This window comes from Massilia sp. P1_C10 (assembly GCF_056406475.1).
The window spans coordinates 464,917-487,209 of the sequence record NZ_JBFUAC010000004.1 but is presented as its reverse complement, the minus strand read 5'-3'; the positions used below and the strand labels follow the sequence as shown (position 1 = coordinate 487,209).

Sequence of the window (22,293 nt, the reverse complement as noted above, 5' to 3'; positions counted from 1 at the left end):
TGAATTATTTCAAGGCAGTCCGGATTCGTCCGTCCAATCATTTGGAGTCGCCATGTTGAAGTTGAATTCCCATCCGTCCGGCCGCCATTTCCTGCAAATTCCGGGGCCGACCAATGTCCCCGACCGCATCCTGCGCGCCATGGACTATCCCACCATCGATCACCGCGGCCCCGAGTTCCAGCGCCTGGGCCGCAAGATCATCGGCGAGATCGGCCAGATCTTCCAGACCGAGCAACCAGTCGTCATCTTTCCCGCATCCGGCACCGGCGCCTGGGAGGCGGCGCTGGTCAACACGCTGTCGCCCGGCGACTCTGTGCTGATGTACGAGACCGGCCACTTTGCCTCGCTGTGGAAGAAGATGGCCGACAAGCTTGGCCTGAAACCCGAATTCATCGGCGACGACTGGCGCAGCGGCGTCGACGCCGACAAGGTGCACGCGCGCCTGGCCGACGACACCGCCCACCAGATCAAAGCGGTGTGCGTGGTGCACAACGAAACCTCGACCGGCGTGACGACCGACATCGCGGCGGTGCGCCGCGCGATCGACCGCGCCGGCCATCCCGCGCTGCTGCTGGTCGATACGATTTCCTCGCTCGGCTCGATCGACTACCGGCATGACGAGTGGGGCGTGGACGTCACCGTTTCCGGCTCGCAGAAGGGGCTGATGCTGCCGCCCGGGCTGTCTTTCAACGCCGTGTCGCAAAAAGCCATCGCCGCTTCGCGCGATGCGAAACTGCCGCGCGCGTTCTGGGGCTGGGACGAGATCATCGAGGCAAACAAGAATGGCTTCTGGCCGTACACGCCCGCCACCAACCTGCTGTATGGACTGTCGGAAGCGTGCGACATGCTGCTGGAGGAGGGCCTGCAGAACGTGTTCGCCCGCCACAAGCGCCATGCCGAGGCGACCCGCGAATGCGTGCGCGCCTGGGGCCTGGAGATCCTGTGCCAGAACCCGGCCGAATACAGCGATGCGCTGACCGCGGTGGTGATGCCGTACGGCGCCAACGGCGAGCGCTGCAACGCCGATGCGCTGCGCAAGGTCATCCTCGCCAATTTCAACATGTCGCTGGGCCAGGGCCTGAGCAAGCTGAGTGGCTGGGTTTTCCGCATCGGCCACCTGGGCGACTTCAACGACCTGACCCTGATGGGCACCCTGGCGGGCGTCGAGATGGGCATGGTGCTGGCTGGCGTGCCGCACCAGGCCGGCGGCGTGGCGGCGGCGATGCGCTCGCTGCAGCAGTCGGCGGTGGCGAACAACGCGGCTTGATCCGCACGGAGAGTTTCGAACTACGTAGCACTTCACATAAAAACGGCCAAAGCCGAACAGGAGACAGACCATGTACAGCCTCACCTTCAAGCACTCGCTCGCGATCGCAGGTTTAGCCATCGGCATGTGTCACGCCGCCGTTGCCAACGCGTGGGAGCCGACCAAGCCGGTCGAATTCATCGTGCCGTTCAGCGCGGGCGGCGCCACCGACCAGATGGCGCGCTCGATCCAGGGCATCATCGCCAAGCACGGCCTGATGAAACAGCCGATCGTGGTGCAGAACAAGGCTGGCGCCAGCGGCGCGGAAGGCCTGCTCGACATCCAGAATACGCCGGGCGACGCGCACCGGCTGGTGGTCTCCTCGTCCGGCCTGTACACGGTGCCGCTGGCGACCGGCCTGCCGTTCAACTGGCGCGACCTGACCCCGGTGGCGATGGTGGCGCAGGATGAATTTGTGCTGTGGGTGAACAGCGACACGCCGTTCAAGTCGCCGGCCGACTACCTCGCTGCGGTGAAGAAGGAGCCGGCCAAGTACAAGATGGGCGGCACCAGCTCGAAACGGGAAGACCACATCATCACCGCGCTGGTGGAGAAGAAGGCAGGCGTCAAGTTCATCTACATCCCGTACAAGGGCGGCGGCGAGGCGGCCACCCAGCTGTCGGGCAAGCATATCGATTCGAACACCAACAACCCTTCGGAGTCGATCGCCCAGTGGCGCGCCGGCCAGCATCGCGCGCTGTGCCTGTTCGCCGACAAGCGCAGCTCGTTCAAGGAGAAGGTGACCGAGACCCAGAGCTGGTCCGATGTCCCGACCTGCAAGGAAAAGGGACTGGACGTTCAGTACCAGATGCTGCGCGTGTTCATGTTGCCGGGGAAGGTGCCGGCCGAGGTGACCAAATACTACACCGAGCTGCTGCAGAAGGTGGTGGCGACGCCTGAGTGGAAGGCCTACGTCGAGAAGAACGCGCTGAAGTCGACCGTGATGGTGGGCGAAGAGCTGCGCGCCTACATGGGCAAGGACGAACAGGCGCACCGCGAAATCATGAAGGCCGCCGGCTTCCTGGCGCAATAAGATCATGAGCGCGGAACAGGCGGAAGAGGGCGTCGTCGCGATCACCAGGCGCACCGCCGAACTGGCGGTGGGCGTGGTGGTCGCAGCGTTCGGCTTGCTGGCGATCGTCAGCAACTACAAGATTGGCGCCGGCTGGGCCGAGGACGGCCCGCAGGCCGGCTACTTCCCGATGCGGATGGGGATCGCGATCTTCGCCGCGTCGCTGGTGGTGATCTGGCAGGCGCTTCGCAAGAACGACCGCTCGGCCTTCGTCGAGCGCGGCCAGCTGAAACTGGTGTTCACCGTGCTGCTGCCGCTGGTGGTCTACATCGCAGCGATCAGGTTCACCGGCATCTACGTGGCGTCGGCCCTGTTCATCGCGATCTTCATGGCGCTGGTGGGCAAGTTCAGCTGGCTGAAATCGGTCCTGATTGCCGTGGCCATCAACGCCGTGATGTTCTGGGTGTTCGAAATTGCGTTCAAGGTGCCGCTGCCAAAAGGGCCGCTGGAACATTTGCTGGGTTATTGACGGGGTAGGCGCATGGACGATTTCAACGCATTGATGCACGGTTTTTCGATTGTGCTGTCGTGGCAGAACACCGGCCTGATGATTGTCGGGATCCTGCTCGGCATCGTGGTCGGCGTGCTGCCCGGCCTCGGCGGCCCGAACGGCGTGGCGATCCTGCTGCCGCTGACGTTCACGATGAACCCGACCTCGGCGATCATCCTGCTGTCCTGCATCTACTGGGGCGCCTTGTTCGGCGGGGCGATCACCTCGATCCTGTTCAACATACCGGGCGAGGCCTGGTCGGTCGCCACCACCTTCGACGGCTATCCGATGGCGCAGAACGGGCGCGCGGGCGAGGCGTTGACCAGCGCCTTTACCGGCTCGTTCATCGGCGCCCTGGTCGGCGTGTTGATGATCACCTTCCTGGCGCCGCTGGTGGCCAGGTTCGCGCTACGATTCGGACCGCCCGAATTCTTCGCGGTGTACTTCCTGACCTTCTGCAGTTTCATCGGCATGGGAAAGGAGCCGAAGGCGAAGATCGTCATCGCGATGTGCGTCGGCTTCGTGCTGGCGGCGGTGGGCCTCGACACCATCTCGGGCTCGCTGCGCATGACCTTCGGGATGCCGGTGCTGCTGCGCGGCTTCGACTTCCTGGTCGCCGTCATCGGCCTGTTCGGCATCAGCGAAATCCTGATGACGATCGAAGAAGGCCTGGCGTTCCGCGGCAAGAACGGCGCGATCGACCTGAAGGTGGTGATCAAGACCTGGAAGTCGATGCCGCGCCACTTCGGCACCTTGCTGCGTTCCTCTGCGATCGGCTGCTGGCTCGGGATCACGCCTGGCGGCGCCACCGCGGCCTCGTTCATGGGCTACGGCGTGGCCAAGAACATGTCGAAGGATCCGAACAGCTTTGGCAAGGGCAACGTCGAAGGCGTGCTGGCGCCCGAGACCGCGGCGCACGCGGCCGGCACCAGCGCCTTGCTGCCGATGCTGGCGCTGGGCATCCCGGGTTCGGCCACCGCCGCCGTGCTGCTGGGCGGCCTGATGATATGGGGCCTGCAGCCAGGCCCGCTGCTGTTCGTCGAGCAGAAGGATTTCGTCTGGGGCCTGATCGCCAGCATGTACCTCGGGAATATCTCGGGGCTGATCATCGTGCTGGCGTCGGTGCCGCTGTTCGCCGCCATCCTGCGCATCCCGTTCTCGATCATCGCGCCGGTGATCCTGGTGGTGTGCGCGATCGGCGCCTTCACGGTGCACAACGCGGAATTCGACATCTGGCTGATGCTGGCCTTCGGGATCGTCGGCTACGTCTTCAAGAAGCTCGACTATCCGCTGGCGCCGCTGGTGCTGGCGCTGGTGCTGGGCGACCGCGCCGAGGACGCCTTCCGCCAGAGCATGCTGGCCTCGCGCGGCGGGCTGGATATCTTCTGGGCCAATGGCCTGGTCGGCACCATCATGACGCTGGCGGTGTTCGGGCTGGCGTGGTCGCTGCTGGCGCCGCTGCGCGCGCGCGTGTCGCAGCGGCTGGCGTCGCGCGCCGCGGCGAAATCAGCGTAAGTGCGATGTGGGCGGCTGCTGCTCCAGCAGCCGTTCGAATTCCTCGGCGGGCATCGGCTCGGCGTACAGGTAGCCCTGGGCGTAGTCGCATTTTTTGCGCCTTAGCCAGTCGCGCTGGGCCTCGGTCTCGACACCCTCGGCGATCACCTTCAGTCCCAGCTTGTGGGCCATCACGATGATGGTCTCGGTGATGGTGCGGCTGGTCGGCTCGCGCAGCATGCCGGCGATGAAGGAGCGGTCGATCTTCAGGTAGTCGATTTCGAGCCGCTTCAGGTAGGACATCGACGAGTAGCCGGTGCCGAAGTCGTCGATCGACACCTCGACCCCGCCCGAATGCAGCTCGTGCAGCTTGTCGAGCACGTCGGACGACAGGTTCAGCAGCACCCCTTCGGTGATCTCCACCGAGATGCTGTTGGCCGGCATGCCCAGGCCGCGCAGGTGCTCGATCCAGTTCATCGTGTGCATGCTGCCCTGGAACTGGATCGGCGACTTGTTGATGCTGATCTGGAAGCAGTGGCCCAGCATCGCGCTCCAGCGCCTGGACCATTGCACCGCCTCGGTAAAAACCCAGTTGCCGATCGTGTGAATCAGGCCGGTCTCCTCGGCGATGTCGACGAATTCGCAGGGCATGGCCAGCGGCTTGCCGGGACGGCGCCAGCGCAGCAGCGCCTCGGCTTTCGCGATGCGGCCGGTGGCGAGGTCCATCACCGGCTGGAAATGCAGCAGCAGTTCGTCGTTCGGCGCCGCCTGGCGCAGCGCGACGGCCAGCACCATGCGGCGCATCGCCGCGTCCTGCATGGCCGGCTCGAAGAAGCTGAGCTGATTGCGCCCGGACGCCTTGGCGCGGTACATGGCCTGGTCGGCGCTGCGCATCAGCGCTTCCGGCTGCTGGGCGTCGCCCGGGTACAGTGCGATGCCGATGCTGGCCGAGACGAAGGCCGACTCCTCGTCGAGCTGGAACGGGCGCGCCAGCTTGTCGATGATGCGCTGGGCGGTGCGCTCGACGTGGGCCAGCTGCGCGGTGTCGGTGAGGATCACGATGAATTCGTCGCCGCCCAGCCGCGCCACCGTGTCGCCCGGCGCCAGGCATTGCTCGATGCGGCGCGCGGCCTGCACCAGCAGGGCGTCGCCGACCGCGTGGCCGAGCAGGTCGTTGACCTGCTTGAAGCGGTCCAGGTCGATGAACAGCACCGCCATCCCGCACGCCTCGCCGCGCGCGTGCTCGATGGCCTGCTCCAGGCGGTCGCGGAACAGCACGCGGTTGGGCAGCCCGGTCAGGGAATCGTAGTGGGCGCGCTTTTCCAGCGTTTCGTTGAATTCGCGGATGATCCGTTCGTTCTGCTTGCGCTCGGTGATGTCGTGGATGAAGCCGTGCCAGACGGTCGAGCCGTCGTCGTGGCGGGTCGGCTTGGCGTTGAATTCGCGCCAGCGCACGCCCTGGCCCGGCAGGTCGATGGGAAACTCGATGTGCCAGGGCGTGAGGGTGTCGGCCGAATGGCGCAGCGCGCGGCGCACCCGGGCGCGGTCGCGCGGCGTGGCGCGCGCCAGCATCTGGGTGCAGTCGGCGCGGATCTGGTCGGGCGAGAGGTCGAACAGCTCCTGCGCCATCGCGCTGATGTATTTGCAATGGAGCTTGCCGTCCGGCTTCATCTCGAGTTCGAACAGGGCGCCGGGGACCTGCTGGGCCAGCTTGGCGAGCAGTTCGTGGCTGCGGCGCAATTCCTCGTTGGCGTCGGACAATTGCTGCTCGCGCAGCTTGAGCTCGGTGATGTCGTGCACCGTGCCGATCAGGTCGGTGCAGCGGCCGAAGCCGTCGAACACCGGCGTCACCGACACCGCGCCGACCTTGCGCCCGCTCGGGTAATCGGTCACTTCCTCCCAGCGCCGGGTGGCGTGGCCGGCGATGGCGTCGCGGTATTGCGCCAGCACCAGCGAACGCGACGGTTCGGGGATCACCTCGTCGACCAGCTTGCCCAGCACCGCCGAGGGCGGCAGGCCGGTAGCTTTCTGGAACGCCGGATTGACCAGCAGGAAACGGTAGCGTCCCTCGCCCTCGACCACCAGGTGGAACACGATATCTTCCATGTTGGCATAGATGATCGAGCTGGCCGGGTCGATATGGGCGGCGAACGCCGGGGCGTGCGGCATGCTGGCGGAGTGTTTGTCCATTCGGTCACTGGTCGCGGCGCCGGCATGGCCGAGCTTGGCTGTTGGTTCGTCGTCGGAGGGTACACGTAAGCTTACTATAAACGCTAAGCCGGGAGGCGTCATTCATTCGTCGGCGCCGGCCACCCGAAACTGGTTTCGCCCGGCCGACTTGGCCGCGTACAGCGCGATGTCGGCCGCCTGGGCCATCGCTTCGGCGACGGCGTCCTCGCCCCGAGCCCAGGCCACGCCAATGCTGGTGGTGACGACCAGCAATTCCGCACCGACCGAGAACGGGCTCTGCATTGCCGCGACGATGGTGGCGGCGATCGCGCCGCACTCGGCCGGCGAACGCACGCCTTCGAGGATGACGGTAAATTCATCGCCCGCCAGCCGGCACACGATGTCGCTGGCGCGCACGGTCGCGCTGAGGCGGCCGGCGAAGGCCTTGAGCATCTGGTCGCCGGCCGCATGGCCGAGGGTGTCGTTGACCTGCTTGAAGTGGTCGATGTCGAGATACATGAGGGCCATGGAGCCGTTTGCGCGCCTTGCGTGGTGGAGTGCCGCGGACAGCTCGATGTCGTGGCCGCGCCGGTTGAACAGGCCGGTCAGCGGATCGGTATTGGCCAAGGCCTTGAGACGTGTCTCGTACTGGCGCGTGGCGGTGACATCGGTCGACAGCACGTAGGCGCCGAGCACGACGCCGTCGCGCATGTGCGGGATGAATTCGGACAGCACCACGCGCAGGGCGGCGCCATCGCCGACGTCGATCTCGACATGCACCTTGTGGCCGTCGAAGCATTTGTTCAAGTGCTTGCGGCGTTTGACGTAAAAATCGCGTCCGAACGCCTCTTCCACAGTGCGGCCGATGATCTGCTCGCGCGGCACCCCGAACCACTGTTCGTACAAGGCGTTGGCGAACTGGTAGCGCAGGTCGCGGTCGATGTAGGCGATCAGCACCGGCATATTGTCGGTGATCGTGCGCAGGCGTTCTTCGCTCAGCGTCAGCTGTCGCTGCGATTCGGACAGGTCGGTGATGTCCTTCATGGCCACCACGGCGCCCAGGGGCTCGCCGCTGGCGCTCTTCAACGGCCGTCCGCTGGCGAGCATGATGCGGCGGCGCTGGCCGGCCGGCGCGATCACCATCTCGACGTCCTTCACCCGCTCGCCGTTAAACGCGCGGAACAGCGGGATGTCCGCGCGTTCCATCAGGGTGACGCCGTCGGCGGTGAACAGGTCGTAGTGCGAGGCCCAGTCTTCCGGGTTGATCGCTTCAGGCGGCAGGCCATGCAGCTTGCGCGCGGCGCGGTTGAACATCGTCAGTTCGGCCTGGGCGGAGCAGGCGATGACACCCATGTCCACCGTGTCGAGGATGGCGTCGAGCATTTCCTGCTTCTGCTCGATGGCCCGGTGCGCTTCGAGGCGGTCGGTGATGTCGTGCATGAATGCGCCGAGGTACATCGCTTCGCCGGCCATGAATGCATTGATGGTCATTTCCACCGTCAGCTGCTCGCCGTTCCGGCGCACCGCCGGCAGCTCGATGCGCTGGTCGACGAACGGGTCGACGCCGGTGCGCACGAACTGCTCCAGGCCTTCGGGATCGCCAGCGCGCGCGAACGGCGCGATGATCGTTGCGGCGAAATCGCGGCCGACGATTTCGTCGCGCGTCCAGCCGAAAGTCTGTTCGGCGGCGGCATTCCAGTCGATGATCAGGCCGCGGTCGTCGATGCCGACGAAGGCGTTGAACGAGGTGGCGATGGTGGTGCGCATGCGCGCTTCGCTGGCGCGCAGGTTGGCCTCGACCGATTCGCGTTGGCGGATCTCCTGTTCCAGCGTGCGGTTCTTGATTTCCAGCGAAGCGGTACGCTCGGCGATGCGCTGCTCGAGGCCCGCGTTGAGCTCCTTCAGCGACTGTTCGGCCTTGACGCGCGCGGCGATCATGGCGCGCTGGTTGATTTCCATTTCAACCAGCGCCGCCAGGTCGCGCAGCTGGCGCCGGTCGGCGTCGCTCATCTCGCGCGGGACGCGGTCGATAATGCACAGGGTGCCGATCGGGTGGCCGTCGAGCGTGTAGATCGGCTGGCCGGCGTAGAAGCGGATGTGGGGGGGGCCGAGCACCAGCGGGTTGTGCGAAAAGCGCGGATCGCGGTCTGCGTCGGGTACCACCAGCATGGTGCTGGCGGCGACGGCGTGCGTGCAGAACGAAATCGATCGCGGGGTCTGGGCCGCATCGAGGCCGGCGCGCGACTTGAACCACTGGCGGTCGTCGTCGACCAGCGAGACGATCGCGATCGGCACCGAAAAGGCGGCCTGCGCCAGGCGGGTGAGGCGATCGAATCGCTCTTCCTGCGGGGTGTCGAGGATATTCAAGGCGCACAAGGCGCGGACTCGATCCTCGTCTCCAGTCATATTGCTTTCCATAGTGCGATTCCGGACTCGGCTTGCCAGGCAAGCGGGTCAAATAAACAGTGCGCGAATGCCGGCAGGATGGGGCGGCGGGGAGGGCGCCCAGTGAAACTGGCGCTGAGGTCGCCAGCAGGGCTGGGCGGGGACCGGGGAATAGACGGGTCCATGATACCAAACATTCCGCCAATGCAACAGATTATTCGCGCAGCAGGGCGCAATATTAGTTGTCGCATGTCGCCAAATAAGCGTTGCCGACTGATAGGATTATCAGGCGGCCAACGGAGGCCGCAACCGGAGAAATATGCTGCGAGCAGTTTTAGGGTTGATGATGGTGCTGGCGAGTGCGCACGGCAGCGCACAAATCCGGGACGACCTGGATGGAAGCTATTCGGCGGTCACCGCGCGCGATCCGGAAGAACTCAGCGTCCTCAAGCTGCGTCGCCTGGGAGGAATGGATTACTCGCTCGACCTGCACGTTGTCGCTCCCAACCGGACGCACCATACCGGGCAGCTCGATGGCGTCGCCGTCCGCGACGGCGACATCCTCACGCTGGTCAAGCAGAACCTGCAGCCGGACGGAAAACCCGATTTCCCTGCCATCTGCAGGCTCAAGATCGAAGTGGACGCAGGCATCGCCGTGGTCTTGAGCGACGATGGCTGCGCCGGTTATGCCGGCGCGGGAGCAAGTTTCTTCGAACAGGGAAGGGAATTGCGCCGGCGTTGACAACGGGATCAGGTTCGGCGGACCTGACCCCGGCCTCGTCAGATATGCAAGGCGTGGCCCAGCGCGCGCATTGCCGCTTCCTGGACCGCTTCGCCGAGAGTCGGGTGCGCGTGAATGGTGCCGGCCACGTCTTCCAGCACGGCGCCCAGCTCGATCGACTGCGAGAACGCCGTGCTCAGCTCCGACACGCCGCGTCCGACCGCTTGCCAGCCGACGATCAGGTGATTGTCCTTGCGCGCAACCACGCGCACGAAGCCGTCGGTACTTTCGATGGTCATGGCGCGGCCGTTGGCGGCGAACGGGAAGTTCGCGACCAGGCAGCTCATGCCGGCCTGCTCGGCTTCCTGCGGCGTCATCCCGACCACCACGATCTCCGGATCGGTGAAGCACACCGCCGGCATCGCCGCGGGCTTGAAGTGACGCTTGCGGCCGGAGATGATGTCGGCCACCATCTCGCCCTGCGCCATCGCGCGGTGCGCCAGCATCGGCTCTCCGGCCAGGTCGCCGATCGCCCACACGTTGCGCATCGAAGTGCGGCACTGGTCGTCGATCTTCACGGCGCGGCCGTTCATGTCCAGCAAGAGGCTCTCGAGGCCCCAGCCTTCGGTACGCGGACGTCGTCCCACCGCCACCAGCACGCGGTCGGCCGCCAGTTCGGATTCGGCGCCGCCGGCATCCTTGATCCGCACCGCGGTGCCGGCTTCGTTCATGCCCAGCACGCTGGTGCCGAGGCGGATGTCCATGCCGAGGTGCTTGAGCGCCGCGCCGACTGGGCGCGACAGCTCCGCGTCGTAGGCCGGCAGGATGCGGTCCATCGATTCGACCACCGTGACTTCCACTCCCAGCTTGCGGTAGGCGATGCCCAGTTCGAGGCCGATGTAGCCGGCGCCGACCACCACCATCCGGTCCGGCACGGTAGCGGGAGAGAGGGCCTCGGTGGAGGAAATGACCGCGCCGCCGAACGGCATGAAGGGCAGCTCCACCGCCTGCGATCCGGCTGCCAGCAGCAGGTGCTCGCAGCCGATGCGCAATGGCTCGGCGTCGCCGGCCTGCTGCACTTCGACCGTCTTGCCGTCGATGATGCGCGCCCACCCGTTCACCACCTGCACGCCGTTCTTCTTCAACAGCGCGCCGACGCCGCCGGTCAGGCGCTTGACGATGCCGTCCTTCCACGCCACCGTGCGCGCCAGGTCGATGCGCGGCGCGTTGGCGATGATGCCGAGCGGCGAACCGTCGGCGTACTGGCGCACCTTTTCGAATTCCTCGGCCGCGTGGATCAGTGCCTTGGACGGAATGCAGCCGATGTTCAGGCAGGTGCCGCCCAGGCGCTCGCCTTCGACCAGGATGGTCGGGATGCCGAGCTGGCCGGCGCGGATCGCAGCGACGTAGCCGCCGGGACCGCCGCCGATGACCAGCAGCGTTGTATGTGTCGATTGCATCGGCTACTCCACGAACAGGGTGGCGGGGCATTCCAGATAGCCCCGGATGGCTTGCACGAACTGCGCGGCCACCATGCCGTCGACGACGCGGTGGTCGAACGACGACGACAGGTTCATCATCTTGCGCGCTACCACCAGGCCGTCGCGGATCATCGGGCGTTCGACCATGCGGTTGACGCCGACGATGGCCACTTCCGGCGAATTGATCACCGGCGTGGTGACGATGCCGCCCAGCGCGCCCAGGCTGGTGATGGTGATGGTGGAGCCGGACAGTTCCTCGCGCAGCGCTTTGCCGGCGCGCGCCGCTTCGGCCAGGCGCAGCACTTCGGCGGCGCTGGACCACGGATCGCGCGCTTCGGCGTTGCGCACCACGGGCACCATCAGGCCGGGGTCGGTCTGGGTCGCGATGCCGATGTGGACCGCGTCGTAGCGCGTGACCACGCCCGCCTCATCGTCGAAGCGCGCGTTGACCTGCGGGTACTGGCGCGCGGCCAGCACCACGGCGCGCATCAGCAGCGGCAGCAGCGTCAGCTTGCCGCGCTCCTTGCCCCAGCGCGCATTGAGCTGGGTGCGCAGGGCTTCGACTTCGGTGACGTCGATCTCCTCGACATAGCTGAAGTGCGGGATGCGGCGTTTCGCGTCCTGCATTTTCTCGGCGATCTTGCGGCGCAGGCCGATAACGGGCACCGCGTGTTCGCCGTCGCGCTGGGCGTAGCGGTCGTCGTTGCCGCCGCCGCTTGACCGGGCCGGGCCGCGCGCCACGAAGGCGTCAAGGTCCGAATGGGTGATCCGCCCGGCAGGGCCGCTGCCGTGGACGAACTGGAGTTCGACGCCGAGGTCCCAGGCGCGCTGGCGCACCGCGGGAGCGGCCAGCGGCTTCTCGCCTTCCGGACGCAGCGCCGTGACCTTGGCGGTCGCTGGTGCGGGAGCGGGTGCCGCCTTCGCGACCGGTTCAGGGACAGGAGCGGGCTTTGGGGCCGCGGCCGGCGCCGGCGCTGGCGCCGCGGATTGCTGGCGCGATGCCGGCGCCGCCTTGATGGTCGCCTCGTTGCCGGCGCCTTCGACTTCGAGCGTGATCAGCGCGGCGCCCACCGACAGCGCCTGGCCGATCTCGCAGCCGAGCGTGGTCACGATGCCGTGCACGGGGGACGGAATCTCCACCGTCGCCTTGTCGGTCATGACGTCGGCCAGTACCTGGTCCTCAACCACTTTGTCGCCCGGCTTGACGCGCCATTCGACTACTTCGACTTCCGCGATGCCTTCGCCCAGGTCGGGCATCTTGATGACATGAACACCCATCGTTAAACTCCCATCGCACGTTTGAAGGCCGCCCCGACTCGATCGGGGCCGGGGAAGTACGCCCATTCCTGCGCATGCGGATACGGCGTGTCCCAGCCGGCCACGCGCTCGATCGGCGCTTCCAGTTGGTAGAAGCAGTGCTCCTGGACCAACGCGCACAGTTCGGCGCCGAAGCCGCTGGTGCGGGTCGCTTCATGCACCACCACGCAGCGGCCGGTCTTCTTGACCGAGTTGACGATGGTGTCGAGGTCGAGCGGCCAGATGCTGCGCAGGTCGATGATCTCGGCGTCGATGCCGGTCTCGCGAGCGGCGGCTTCGGCCACGAATACCATCGTGCCGTAAGTGATGACGGTCAGCGCGGAGCCTTCGCGGAACACCGAGGCTTTATCGAGCGGCACGGTGTAGTAGCCTTCCGGGACTTCGCCCATCGGATGCTTCGACCATGGCACCACCGGCTGGTCATGGTGGCCGTCGAACGGGCCGTTGTAGAGGCGCTTCGGCTCGAGGAAGATGACCGGGTCGTCGTTCTCGATGCACGAGATCAGCAGGCCCTTGGCGTCGTAGGGATTGGACGGCATCACGGTGCGCAGGCCGCACACGTGGGTGAACATCGCCTCCGGGCTCTGGCTGTGGGTCTGGCCGCCGTAGATGCCGCCGCCGCAAGGCATGCGGATCACCATCGCCGCGGTGAACTCGCCGGCCGAGCGGTAGCGCAGGCGCGCCGCTTCCGACACGATCTGGTCGGAGGCCGGATAGAAGTAATCGGCAAACTGGATCTCGACGACCGGGCGCAGGCCATAGGCGGCCATGCCGACCGCGGTGCCGACGATGCCGCCTTCCGAGATCGGCGCGTCGAACACGCGCGACTTGCCGTACTTGACCTGCAGGCCGTCGGTGCATCGGAACACGCCGCCGAAGTAGCCCACGTCCTGGCCGTAGACGACGACGTTGTCGTCGCGCTCGAGCATGATGTCCATCGCCGAGCGCAGCGCCTGGATCATGGTCATCGGTACTGTCTTCGTATCTGAATCTCGCTTCACGCTCACACTCCCAATTCTTGACGTTGACGGCGCAGGTGCTCGGGCATCTCTTTATAGACGTCCTCGAACATCGATGCGGCGCTCGGCACGCGGCCGTCGGCGAGAGTGCCGAACTGCTCGGCCTCTTTCTGCGCCGCGATCACTTCCGCCTCCAGCGCCTGCTGGGTGGCTTCGTTTTCGGCGTCCGACCACAGGCCGCGGCCCTGCAGGTGGCGGCGCAGGCGGCCGATCGGGTCGCCCAGCGGGAAGTGCGACCAGTCGTCGGCCGGGCGGTACTTGGAAGGATCGTCCGAGGTCGAGTGCGGGCCGGCGCGGTAGGTGACCCATTCGATCAGGGTCGGTCCGAGGTTGCTGCGCGCGCGTTCGGCGGCCCATTGCGAGGCCGCGTAGACCGCGAGGAAGTCGTTGCCGTCGACCCGCAGCGAGGCGATGCCGCTGCCGACGCCGCGCGCGGCGAAGGTGACGCTCTCGCCGCCGGCCAGCGCCTGGAAGGTCGAGATGGCCCACTGGTTGTTGACGACGTTGAGGATCACCGGCGCCTGGTACACGTGGGCGAAGGTGAGGGCGGTGTTGAAGTCCGATTCGGCGGTGGCGCCGTCGCCGATCCAGGCCGACGCGATTTTTGTGTCGCCCTTGATCGCCGAGGCCATGGCCCAGCCGACGGCCTGCACGAACTGGGTCGCGAGGTTGCCGGAGATGGTGAAGAAGCCCTTGTCGCGCACGGAGTACATGACCGGCAGCTGGCGGCCCTTGAGCGGGTCTTTTTCGTTCGACAGCAGCTGGCAGATCATCTCGACCAGCGAGAACTCCTTGGCCATCAGCAGGCTTTGCTGGCGGTAGGTGGGGAAGTTCATGTCGCCGTCCTGCAGCGCGAGCGCGTGGGCGGTGCCGATGGCTTCCTCGCCGAGCGAGGTCATATAGAAGGACATCTTCTTCTGGCGCTGGGCGATGACCATGCGGGCGTCGAAGATGCGGGTCTTCATCATCGTGCGCAGGCCGAAGCGCAGCAGCTCGCTGTCGATCTCCTGCGCCCACGGGCCGACGGCGTTGCCGTCGTCGTCGAGCACGCGGATCAGCGTCGAGGCGAGGTCGCCGGTGTCGGACGGCGCCACGTCGATGGGAGGGCGCCGCACCGCGCCGGCGGCGGTGACGTGAAGGTACGAAAAATCGGTCTTGCATCCGGGACGCCCTGTTGGCTCCGGAACGTGCAGTGTCAGAGGCTTACTCTGGCTCATGTTACTTCCCCTTGGTAAGGTGATGTGCGCCAGAAGGATAACAAATAGTTCAGTACACCGGAGTGCGGTTCGCGCAAATATTTATCGTGCAGTGCAGCAGGAAAGCACCCACATCCGCTTCCAAAATATTGGGGTCAGACCCGCTTTATATTCGGTGGAGCGAATGAAAACAATCAAAATATTGGGGTCAGACCCGTTTAATATTCGGTAGAGCCAATGGTATACAATCAAAATATTGGGGTCAGACCCGTTTGATATTCGGTGGAGCCATTACCTGCGCCAGGTGTTCGGCCGAAGTTGAACGCGGCGCGCTTATACCTATACTTACGGGTATGAACGCGATTTGGCCCGAGTTGCCGTACAACGACTGGAAAGACACGTGCGCCACGCTGCACCGGTGGAGCCAGGTCGTCGGCAAGGTTCGCCTGCACCAGGCGCCCTGGCTGAATCACTCCTGGCACGCCACTTTCTACGTCACAGCGCGCGGCATCACGACTTCGCCGATACCGCACGGCGAGCGCAGCTTCGACATCGAATTCGACTTCGTCGACCATCGCCTGCACATACGCACCAGCGACGCGATGACGCGCTCGATCGAGCTGCGCCCGCGCTCAGTCGCCGACTTCCACCGCGAGCTGTTCGCGCAGCTCGACGACCTCGGCCTTCCAGTCCAGATCCATGGCGCGCCCAACGAACTGCCCGATTCGACGCCGTTCGCGCAAGACGAGATCCATGCGTCCTACGACGCCGAGTACGCGCAGCGCTACTGGCAGCTGCTGGTGCAGGCCGACCGGGTGATGAAGCAATTCCGCGCGCGCTTCATCGGCAAGTGCAGCCCGGTCCATCTGTTCTGGGGCAGTTTCGACCTGGCCGTCACGCGCTTCTCCGGCGCGCCAGCGCCAGAGCATCCGGGCGGCATCCCAAATTGTCCGGACTGGGTGACGCGCGAGGCGTATTCGCATGAGGTGTCGAGTTGCGGTTTCTGGCCCGGCAACGATGCGCTGCCGATGCCGCTGTTTTATGCCTATGCCTATCCCGCGCCGCCTGGATTCAAGGATGCGATGGTGCGGCCGGCGAAGGCGTATTTCGAGGAGACGTTCGGCGAGTTTGTGCTGCCCTACGAGGAGGTCAGGTCGGCCGCATCGCCCGATGCGGTGCTGCTCGATTTCTTTCAGTCGACTTATGAAGCGGCCGCAGACCTGGGCCGCTGGAATCGGCAGGCGCTGGAGGCAGGATGGGTATGACGGGGACGCCTAGTCGCGGCGGGGAAGGCCCTGATGCCGTTAAGTTGGCGGTGAAACAAGCTGCGGCGCCAACCCCGGGGTCAGGTCCGGCGGACCTCACCCCATGTCTTGACGCTGGCGCCTTCAACACCACCGCAGGTACGACACCTTAACCTCACGGCATCAGGGTCAGACCTGGGCGTAGCGGTTCGCTCTAGCTCCCACGGCTTCCAGGACCCATGCCGCCCGGCGGCCCGCGCCTTGCACCCGTCACTCCGCCAAACCGGTACGACAGCCCGAGGTACATCACCCGCCCGTCAAATCGCCGGACGGTGGTCTCTTTGAGGATGTCGTTGTCCGTCACGGTCTCGATCCGGTTGGTCTCGAACAGGTCGGTCACGTTGAACACCACATCGAGCATCGGCGTAATCGCATGCCGGTAATTGAGCGTGGTGTTGGAATACGGCTGGCGATAGCCCTGTCCCAGCAGCGCCCGTCCGACCGCGGTCACCGCCACCTGCAGCTTGTCCTGCTCGGTGATGCTCCAGTTCACGCGCGCCCGCGCCGTCAGCGACTCGGCGCTGCGCATCTTGTACACGCCCGGCACCAGCGTGGCGATGCGCTGCTCGGTGTACGCCAGGTTGCCGCTGGTGTTGATAGTGAGCGAAGGCAGCAGCTTGCCGCTGACCGTGAATTCGAGCCCGCCCGCGTGGTTGCTGCCGGCATTGTCGCGCGTGGTCAGCAGCACCGTGTCGCTGATGAACACCTTGCGCTCGGAGATCAGGCCGCCGTCGCGCCGGAAGTAGCCGCGCAGGTTGGTATCGAGCTTGCCGAAGCGGGTCTCGTAGCCCAACTCGATCGAATCGGTCTGTGTCGGCTTCAGCGCGGGATTGCCCGAGGAGACGTTGAACTCGTCGCGATACACCACGAAGGGATTCAGGTCGCCGGCGCCCGGACGGCGGATCCGGTGCGCGTAGCTGAAGCGGATGTTGGTGTCCTCGGACGCCTTGTAGCTGACGAAGGCGCTCGGGATGAGGTTCAGGTAGTGGTTGCTGGCGTCGATCCCGCTGGTGCGCTGGGCGATGTCCATGCCGGTGTACTCGGCGCGCAGCCCGCCCAGCACGCCCCAGCGCTCGTTCAGCCGGACCTGCCAGGAGCCGTACAACGCCAGGGTCGTCTCATTGAGCTCGTACTGATTCGTGCGCAGCAGGTTCGGGCTCTCGACCTGCGACAAGGGATCGATGTTGGTGTAGCGCGTGTCGAAGCTGCTCCTGTTCGACGCGACCTTGTAGCCGGCCTTGAGCATGCCATGCTCGCCCGGCTGTTCGAGGTCGGCGGTGAAATCGACGATGCGGATCTCGTTGAGGTTGGCCTGGCGCCCCTGGCTGTCGCGCGCGCCCGCCGGCCGCAGCGTGTACGCGTTCGCGTACGCATTCTCGCTGGCGTTGATGGCCGACGACACGCGCAGGTCGAACTTGATCAACTCGCCCGGCTGGAAGCCCTTGTGGTCGACCCGCGCTCCCAAGGTGTATTTGTCGGAGGCGCCGCCGCGGCGCGTGGTGCGCAGGTAGTCGCTGTCGGCGATGTCGTCGGTGCCGAACGCGGTGTAGCGATCGAGCGCATCCAGGGCGTTCGAGTTGCGCGCATACCCGGCGCTGGCGGCCAGCGTGTCCTTGTCGCCCAAGTTGTAGTGCAGCGTGCCGTTGACGCCCGCGGCGCCGGTCAGTCCGCTCGATTGCGACAACTGGCGGCTGCGGTTGAAGACCCCGGTCGACGGCACGATGCGCTGGCGCTCGGCGTCGCTCCAGCTGTTGCGGCCGTCGTGCCGGTAGTAGGCGCTGCCCTGGGCGCCGAAGCGGCCCGAGTTGTAGCTGCCGCCGCTCGATGCGTTGTAGCGGCCGTCCCTGCCGATGTTCGCGTTCAGCGTGCCGAAGCCGCCCGGCTTGCGGGTGCGCTTCATGATGATGTTGAGGATAGGCCCGCCGCCGGCCTCATTGCCGAATTGCGCGCCGGGGTTGTTGATCACTTCGATCGATTCGATGTCCTCGGCCGGCATCGAGGCGAGCGTCGGGCCGCGGTTATCGCCCTGCAGCATGGCCGACGGCTTGCCGTCGATCAGGATCTGCACGTTCGGGCTGCCGCGCAGCAGCACCGTGCCGTCCGGGTCGACCGTGACCGAGGGCACGTTATTGAGCGCGTCCGCGGCCGAATTGTTCGACGAGCCGAGGTCGGACTTGGTCTCGTAGACCTGGCGGTCGATCTGGTTCGACGGCCGGCTGGCGGGCACGGTGACGGTGGCCACCGGAACCTCGGCCGGCGGCGCTTCCTTGGCCGCCGGCTTGGCGGGCGGCGGCGGCTCGGTCTGGGCGAACGCCGGAACGGCGGCGATCAGGGATGCGGACAGCAGGGTGAGCGGGAAGGGCAGGAACGCGTTGTTTCGGCGAATCATCTGGTATGCGATTGGTAGCTGGAGCGATACCGCGAGGATAGCGAGTTGTTGCCTGCAAGTAAAGCACGATGTGCGCGCGTCAATACCCCGCGCCGGCGGTGCGCCGCACGAATGCTTCGAATTCTCCGACAGGGACAGGCCGGCTGAACAAATAGCCCTGGAAGGCGTCGCACCCTTGCTCCATCAGGAAGCGGTGCTGCGCCGCGGTCTCCACCCCTTCGGCGATGACGTTCAGGTCGAGGCATCGGCCCAGCGCGAAAATGGTGCGGGTGATCGCCGCGTCGCTGGCGTCGGTCATGACGTCGCTGATGAAGGAGCGGTCGATTTTCAGCTGGTTGAGCGGCAGCCGCTTGAGGTAGCTGAGCGAAGAGTAGCCGGTGCCGAAATCGTCGAGCGAGAAGCACACGCCGCGCGATTTCAGCTTGTGCATGGTGCCGATCGTCGTTTCGGTGTCGTCGACCAGCAGGCTCTCGGTGATTTCGATCTTCAGCCGATCGGACGGGGCGCCGGCGCTGTCGAGCACGTCGAACACCTCGTCGACGAAGTTCGGCTGGCGCAGCTGGCGCGCGCTGACGTTGACCGAGATCGACAGCTGCCCCAGCTGCGCGTCGCCGGCCCAGCGCGCCAATTGCGCGCACGCCTGTTCCAGCACCCAGCGCCCCATCGGCAGGATCAGGCCGGTCTCCTCGGCGATCGGGATGAAGGCCACCGGCGAAACCATGCCGCGGCCCGGGCTTTGCCAGCGGATCAGCGCTTCGCCGCCGGTCACCTTGCCGGCGCGGTCGAGCTGCGGCTGGTAGTGCAGCAGGAATTCGCCGTTCTCCAGGCCGTCGCGCAGGTCGGCCTCGAGCGCGGCGCGCGCGCTGACCACGGTCTGCATCGCAGGATCGAAGAAGCGCACCCCGTTGCGCCCGGCCGCCTTGACTTCGTACATCGCCAGGTCGGCCTGCTTGAGCAGTTCGTTGGGCGCGCACTCCTGGTTGTGGAACAGCGTGACGCCGATGCTGGCGGTGGTGTGGCGCGCGTAGCCGTCGAAGCGCACCGGCTCGGCGCAGGCGCGCGCGATGCGCTCGCAGACCTGGCGCGCGATGGTGGCCGCTTCGGCCGGCTGCTTGCTGAGATTTTCGAGCAGGATCACGAACTCGTCGCCGCCGAAGCGCGCCACGGTATCGATCTCGAACACGCATTCGCGCAGGCGCTGCCCCACCTGCAGCAGCAGCTGGTCGCCCTTTTCGTGCCCCAGTGTGTCGTTGATGGCCTTGAAGTGATCGAGGTCGATGAACAGCAGGGCCCCGATGGCGCCGGTACGCGCGGACACCGTCACCGCATGCTGCAGCCGGTCGAGCAGCAGCAGCCGGTTCGGCAGGGTGGTGACCGGGTCGTAGAACGCCAGTCGCTCGATTTCGCGTTCGGCCGCTTTGCGCGCCGTGATGTCGGTGTTGATCGACAGGATGCCCTCGGGCTTGCCGTCGTCGTCGGCGATCAGGGACAGCGCCACCTGCACTGCGAGCCTGGTGCCGTCTTTGCACTGGCGCGTGGTCTCGCCGTTCCAGTGGCCGGTCTGCAGCAAAATGTCCTTCACCGCGGTGAACTTTACCGGGTCGTCGATCAGTATCTGGTCGACCTTCTTGCCCAGCACTTCGTCGCGGCTCCAGCCGTACATTCGCTCGGAGCTCTTGTTCCAGTACTGGATGCGGTCGTCGAGGTCGCGCACGATAATCGAGTCCTGCGCCTTGTCGAGCAGCGCCGCTTGCGTGCGCAGGCTGGCGTCGGCGTCCTGGCGTTCCAGCTCCGCCGCGGCGCGCGCGGCGAAGATGCGCAAGGTCGACGTGACGAAACTCGAGCGGCTCATGGGCCGCCTGAACACCACGAAGGCGATGCCGAGCAGCTTCCCGGCCGAGTCGCGCAGGCGCCAGCCGCCGTAAGCGCGGGCGCCGATGATGTCCGGCGGCGAACCCGGGAACCGCTCTCCGGCGCCGTCGGGGATGAAGATGTGTTCGTTGTTCAGCGCCAGTTGGCACGGGGCGGCGGCCACCACGTACTTGAAGTCGGGCACCCGCACGCCGTCGATCACGGCGATCACGGTGCGCGCCATCCCGGGCTCGGCCGGCAGCAGGCGCGCGATCACGCCGCCGTCGGCGCCGACCGCCTCGGCCATGGTGGTGGCCAGCTGCTCGAAGAAATGCTCGCCGCTGGCGGTCGACACGCTGGTAGCCATCTTGGTGAAGGCCGCCTGCAGGTGCTCCTGCTCTAGGCGCAGGCGCACGGCCGTGATGCCGAACGCGAGGTTGTCGGCCAGCTCCTGCAGCAGGCGCGCTTCGTCGGTGTCGCTTTCTTCCACTTCCAGGGTGTACAGCGCCAGCACGCCGAACGCGCGCGCGCCGTCCTTGAGCGGCAGGTAGACGGCGCCGCCGTAGCCGCACGCCGCCTCGGAAGCGAGCCAGGGCGCGAAGCGGAAATCCTGGGCCATGTCCTCGACCACCACCGGCTCGCCGCTGCGGATCGCCACGCCGGCCGGGCCGCGCCCGCTGTCGGCATGGTCGGACCAGCCCAGCGTGAGGTCGCGCAGGCAGGACACGTCGTCCGGATTGCCGGCGTGGGCCGCGATCGAAATCGACTGGGCCGCGTCGTGCTCGGCATAGCCGACCCACGCCATGCGGTAGCCGCCCACGTCGACGGCGATGCGGCAGATCTCGGCGATCAGTTCGGGCTCGCGCGCCGCGTGCACCACCAGATGGTTGCAGCGGCTGAGCATCTGCAGCGCGCGGTGCGCCTGCTTCAGCGCCAGCCGCGCTTCCTTGCGCTCGGTGATGTCGTGGAAGTACACGGCCAGGCCGTCGTCGATCGGGTAACAGCGCACTTCGAACCAGGTGCGCAGCGGCGGGAAGTATTCTTCGAATGCGGTGACGCGCTGTTCGCGCAGCGCGCGGCCGTATTCGCGGTACGACGGGCCGCCGATCGCGCCCGGGAATTCTTCCCACGCCAGCTTGCCCAGCAAGTCGCCGCGGCTGCGGTGCAGCAGCGCCTCGGCTTCCGGATTGAGGTAGGTGAAGCGCAGCGCGGTGTCCATCGTCAGGAACGCTTCGCTCATGGTGTCGAGCGCATTGGCCAGGCGCGCCACCAGTTTGGCCGGGTCGTCGTGGTGGTGCGCGTCCTGCGCCGCTGCACGCAGCGCGAGCTGGATGCGCGTCAGCGAGCCGTCCGGCAGGCGCACCGCACGGCCGCTCGACTGCACCCGGACGCGGCGCCCATCGGCAGTGATCATGTCGAACCTCGCGTCCCAGGGTGCGCCGTCGCGCGCGCAGCGCTCGAAAAGCTCGCCCGCCATGGCGCGTGATTCCGGCGCGGCCATGCCGATGAGGTCGTCCGCCCCGGGGCGGGCGCCCGCCGGCAGATCGAGCAGTTCCAGTGCCGGCCGCGACCACCAGGTCGAGCGGGTCGGCAGATCGACTTCAATTCCGGCGAAATGGGGTACAGCAGCGTCGCCGACGCGCAATCTTGCCTCCTCGGTCGGCGAGGAGGAAGTCATAAGGCGCGCACCCGTGGATGGTTTTCTGGATCGGGATGATTCATGGCTGTCCTGTTCTGTGTTGTCCTGTACGTAAATATGCCTGAAAGGCACACCATACATGTTTTTTGCATAAGGGTACGGTTCTATTGCGAAGAATAAAGAGGTAATTTTTACGCCTGTTTAGTTGTACTTATTGACAATCTTCCACGTTCCCGGGCGTAAGGCAAATGGCGACAGCGGCGTCATTAAATCTGCGACATCAATGGGGCCGGTAAAAACCTTTGCGCAGGGTGTGGGCGGATGGGAGGGATGGCATCGGCCGGGCAAGGATGGCCGCGACGGGGGCTGGGGACCCGTTTGCCGCCGGGAGCGGGCGCTCGTAGAATTCCGCTCCGTTCTGCGAGAGGCCGCCGGATCCATTTCCCGCGCCCAAAAATTT

General features: G+C 66.0%; 14 protein-coding genes. 6 read left to right on the top strand and 8 right to left on the bottom strand.

Annotated features, from left to right (window positions below):
- The first annotated feature begins 52 nt into the window (after positions 1-52).
- The 4 genes from AC1D02_RS12215 to AC1D02_RS12200 all read left to right on the top strand — a co-directional run bounded on the left by AC1D02_RS12215 (position 53) and on the right by AC1D02_RS12200 (position 4,383).
- Positions 53-1,267 carry a pyridoxal-phosphate-dependent aminotransferase family protein gene (locus AC1D02_RS12215; protein ID WP_477317119.1) on the top strand — a complete coding sequence of 405 codons (1,215 nt, stop codon included), beginning with the start codon at positions 53-55 and terminating at the stop codon, positions 1,265-1,267.
- A gap of 70 nt (positions 1,268-1,337) precedes the next feature.
- On the top strand, positions 1,338-2,339 hold the full coding sequence (locus AC1D02_RS12210) for a Bug family tripartite tricarboxylate transporter substrate binding protein (RefSeq protein ID WP_477317117.1): 1,002 nt from the start codon (positions 1,338-1,340) through the stop codon (positions 2,337-2,339).
- A 4-nt stretch (positions 2,340-2,343) separates the two neighbouring features.
- Entirely contained in the window at positions 2,344-2,847 is a 504-nt protein-coding gene (locus AC1D02_RS12205) for a tripartite tricarboxylate transporter TctB family protein (RefSeq protein ID WP_477317115.1), read from the top strand.
- Between the two features lie 12 nt (positions 2,848-2,859).
- Entirely contained in the window at positions 2,860-4,383 is a 1,524-nt protein-coding gene (locus AC1D02_RS12200) for a tripartite tricarboxylate transporter permease (RefSeq protein WP_477317113.1), read from the top strand.
- Here AC1D02_RS12200 and AC1D02_RS12195 read toward each other — a convergent pair.
- Both AC1D02_RS12195 and AC1D02_RS12190 read right to left on the bottom strand, forming a co-directional pair.
- Positions 4,375-6,552 (bottom strand): sensor domain-containing protein, encoded by a 2,178-nt coding sequence (locus tag AC1D02_RS12195; RefSeq protein ID WP_477317111.1) that lies wholly within the window; start codon positions 6,550-6,552, stop codon positions 4,375-4,377. The genes AC1D02_RS12200 and AC1D02_RS12195 overlap by 9 nt on opposite strands.
- Positions 6,553-6,654: 102 nt before the next feature.
- Positions 6,655-8,937: a sensor domain-containing diguanylate cyclase gene (locus tag AC1D02_RS12190; protein WP_477317109.1), complete on the bottom strand. Its 2,283-nt coding sequence runs from the start codon at positions 8,935-8,937 to the stop codon at positions 6,655-6,657.
- Positions 8,938-9,235: 298 nt separating this feature from the next.
- Between AC1D02_RS12190 and AC1D02_RS12185 the strand changes: the two genes are divergently transcribed.
- Positions 9,236-9,658 carry a hypothetical protein gene (locus AC1D02_RS12185; RefSeq protein ID WP_477317107.1) on the top strand — a complete coding sequence of 141 codons (423 nt, stop codon included), beginning with the start codon at positions 9,236-9,238 and terminating at the stop codon, positions 9,656-9,658.
- 38 nt (positions 9,659-9,696) lie between these two features.
- On the opposite strand, the gene lpdA is transcribed toward AC1D02_RS12185, so the two are convergent.
- The 4 genes from lpdA to AC1D02_RS12165 are packed head-to-tail and all read right to left on the bottom strand — an operon-like array spanning position 9,697 to position 14,671.
- Entirely contained in the window at positions 9,697-11,097 is a 1,401-nt protein-coding gene (gene lpdA / locus AC1D02_RS12180) for a dihydrolipoyl dehydrogenase (protein ID WP_477317105.1), read from the bottom strand.
- Between the two features lie 3 nt (positions 11,098-11,100).
- On the bottom strand, positions 11,101-12,396 hold the full coding sequence (locus tag AC1D02_RS12175; protein ID WP_477317103.1) for a dihydrolipoamide acetyltransferase family protein: 1,296 nt from the start codon (positions 12,394-12,396) through the stop codon (positions 11,101-11,103).
- A gap of 2 nt (positions 12,397-12,398) precedes the next feature.
- A complete protein-coding gene (locus AC1D02_RS12170; protein ID WP_477317101.1) occupies positions 12,399-13,403 on the bottom strand; it encodes an alpha-ketoacid dehydrogenase subunit beta in 1,005 nt (334 codons plus the stop codon).
- Between the two features lie 35 nt (positions 13,404-13,438).
- Positions 13,439-14,671 (bottom strand): thiamine pyrophosphate-dependent enzyme, encoded by a 1,233-nt coding sequence (locus AC1D02_RS12165; RefSeq protein ID WP_477317099.1) that lies wholly within the window; start codon positions 14,669-14,671, stop codon positions 13,439-13,441.
- Positions 14,672-15,003: 332 nt separating this feature from the next.
- On the opposite strand from AC1D02_RS12165, the gene AC1D02_RS12160 reads away from it, so the two are divergent.
- A complete protein-coding gene (locus tag AC1D02_RS12160; RefSeq protein ID WP_477317097.1) occupies positions 15,004-15,915 on the top strand; it encodes a DUF5996 family protein in 912 nt (303 codons plus the stop codon).
- 193 nt (positions 15,916-16,108) lie between these two features.
- On the opposite strand, the gene AC1D02_RS12155 is transcribed toward AC1D02_RS12160, so the two are convergent.
- Positions 16,109-18,343, bottom strand: coding sequence for a TonB-dependent receptor domain-containing protein (locus AC1D02_RS12155; protein ID WP_477317095.1), 2,235 nt, complete (start codon positions 18,341-18,343; stop codon positions 16,109-16,111).
- Positions 18,344-18,422: 79 nt separating this feature from the next.
- Positions 18,423-21,872: a bifunctional diguanylate cyclase/phosphodiesterase gene (locus AC1D02_RS12150; RefSeq protein WP_477317093.1), complete on the bottom strand. Its 3,450-nt coding sequence runs from the start codon at positions 21,870-21,872 to the stop codon at positions 18,423-18,425.
- Positions 21,873-22,293 lie beyond the last annotated feature (421 nt).

Excerpts from the sequence above, each read along its gene's own strand:
- AC1D02_RS12200 (WP_477317113.1), top strand. The coding sequence starts at position 2,860 with ATGGACGATTTCAACGCATTGATGCACGGTTTTTCGATTGTGCTGTCG.
- AC1D02_RS12190 (WP_477317109.1), bottom strand. The coding sequence starts at position 8,937 with ATGACTGGAGACGAGGATCGAGTCCGCGCCTTGTGCGCCTTGAATATC.
- AC1D02_RS12170 (WP_477317101.1), bottom strand. The coding sequence starts at position 13,403 with ATGACCATGATCCAGGCGCTGCGCTCGGCGATGGACATCATGCTCGAG.
- AC1D02_RS12210 (WP_477317117.1), top strand. The coding sequence starts at position 1,338 with ATGTACAGCCTCACCTTCAAGCACTCGCTCGCGATCGCAGGTTTAGCC.
- AC1D02_RS12205 (WP_477317115.1), top strand. The coding sequence starts at position 2,344 with ATGAGCGCGGAACAGGCGGAAGAGGGCGTCGTCGCGATCACCAGGCGC.
- AC1D02_RS12160 (WP_477317097.1), top strand. The coding sequence starts at position 15,004 with ATGAACGCGATTTGGCCCGAGTTGCCGTACAACGACTGGAAAGACACG.
- AC1D02_RS12165 (WP_477317099.1), bottom strand. The coding sequence starts at position 14,671 with ATGAGCCAGAGTAAGCCTCTGACACTGCACGTTCCGGAGCCAACAGGG.
- AC1D02_RS12155 (WP_477317095.1), bottom strand. The coding sequence starts at position 18,343 with ATGATTCGCCGAAACAACGCGTTCCTGCCCTTCCCGCTCACCCTGCTG.
- AC1D02_RS12195 (WP_477317111.1), bottom strand. The coding sequence starts at position 6,552 with ATGGACAAACACTCCGCCAGCATGCCGCACGCCCCGGCGTTCGCCGCC.
- AC1D02_RS12215 (WP_477317119.1), top strand. The coding sequence starts at position 53 with ATGTTGAAGTTGAATTCCCATCCGTCCGGCCGCCATTTCCTGCAAATT.
- AC1D02_RS12150 (WP_477317093.1), bottom strand. The coding sequence starts at position 21,872 with ATGACTTCCTCCTCGCCGACCGAGGAGGCAAGATTGCGCGTCGGCGAC.
- lpdA (WP_477317105.1), bottom strand. The coding sequence starts at position 11,097 with ATGCAATCGACACATACAACGCTGCTGGTCATCGGCGGCGGTCCCGGC.
- AC1D02_RS12185 (WP_477317107.1), top strand. The coding sequence starts at position 9,236 with ATGCTGCGAGCAGTTTTAGGGTTGATGATGGTGCTGGCGAGTGCGCAC.
- AC1D02_RS12175 (WP_477317103.1), bottom strand. The coding sequence starts at position 12,396 with ATGGGTGTTCATGTCATCAAGATGCCCGACCTGGGCGAAGGCATCGCG.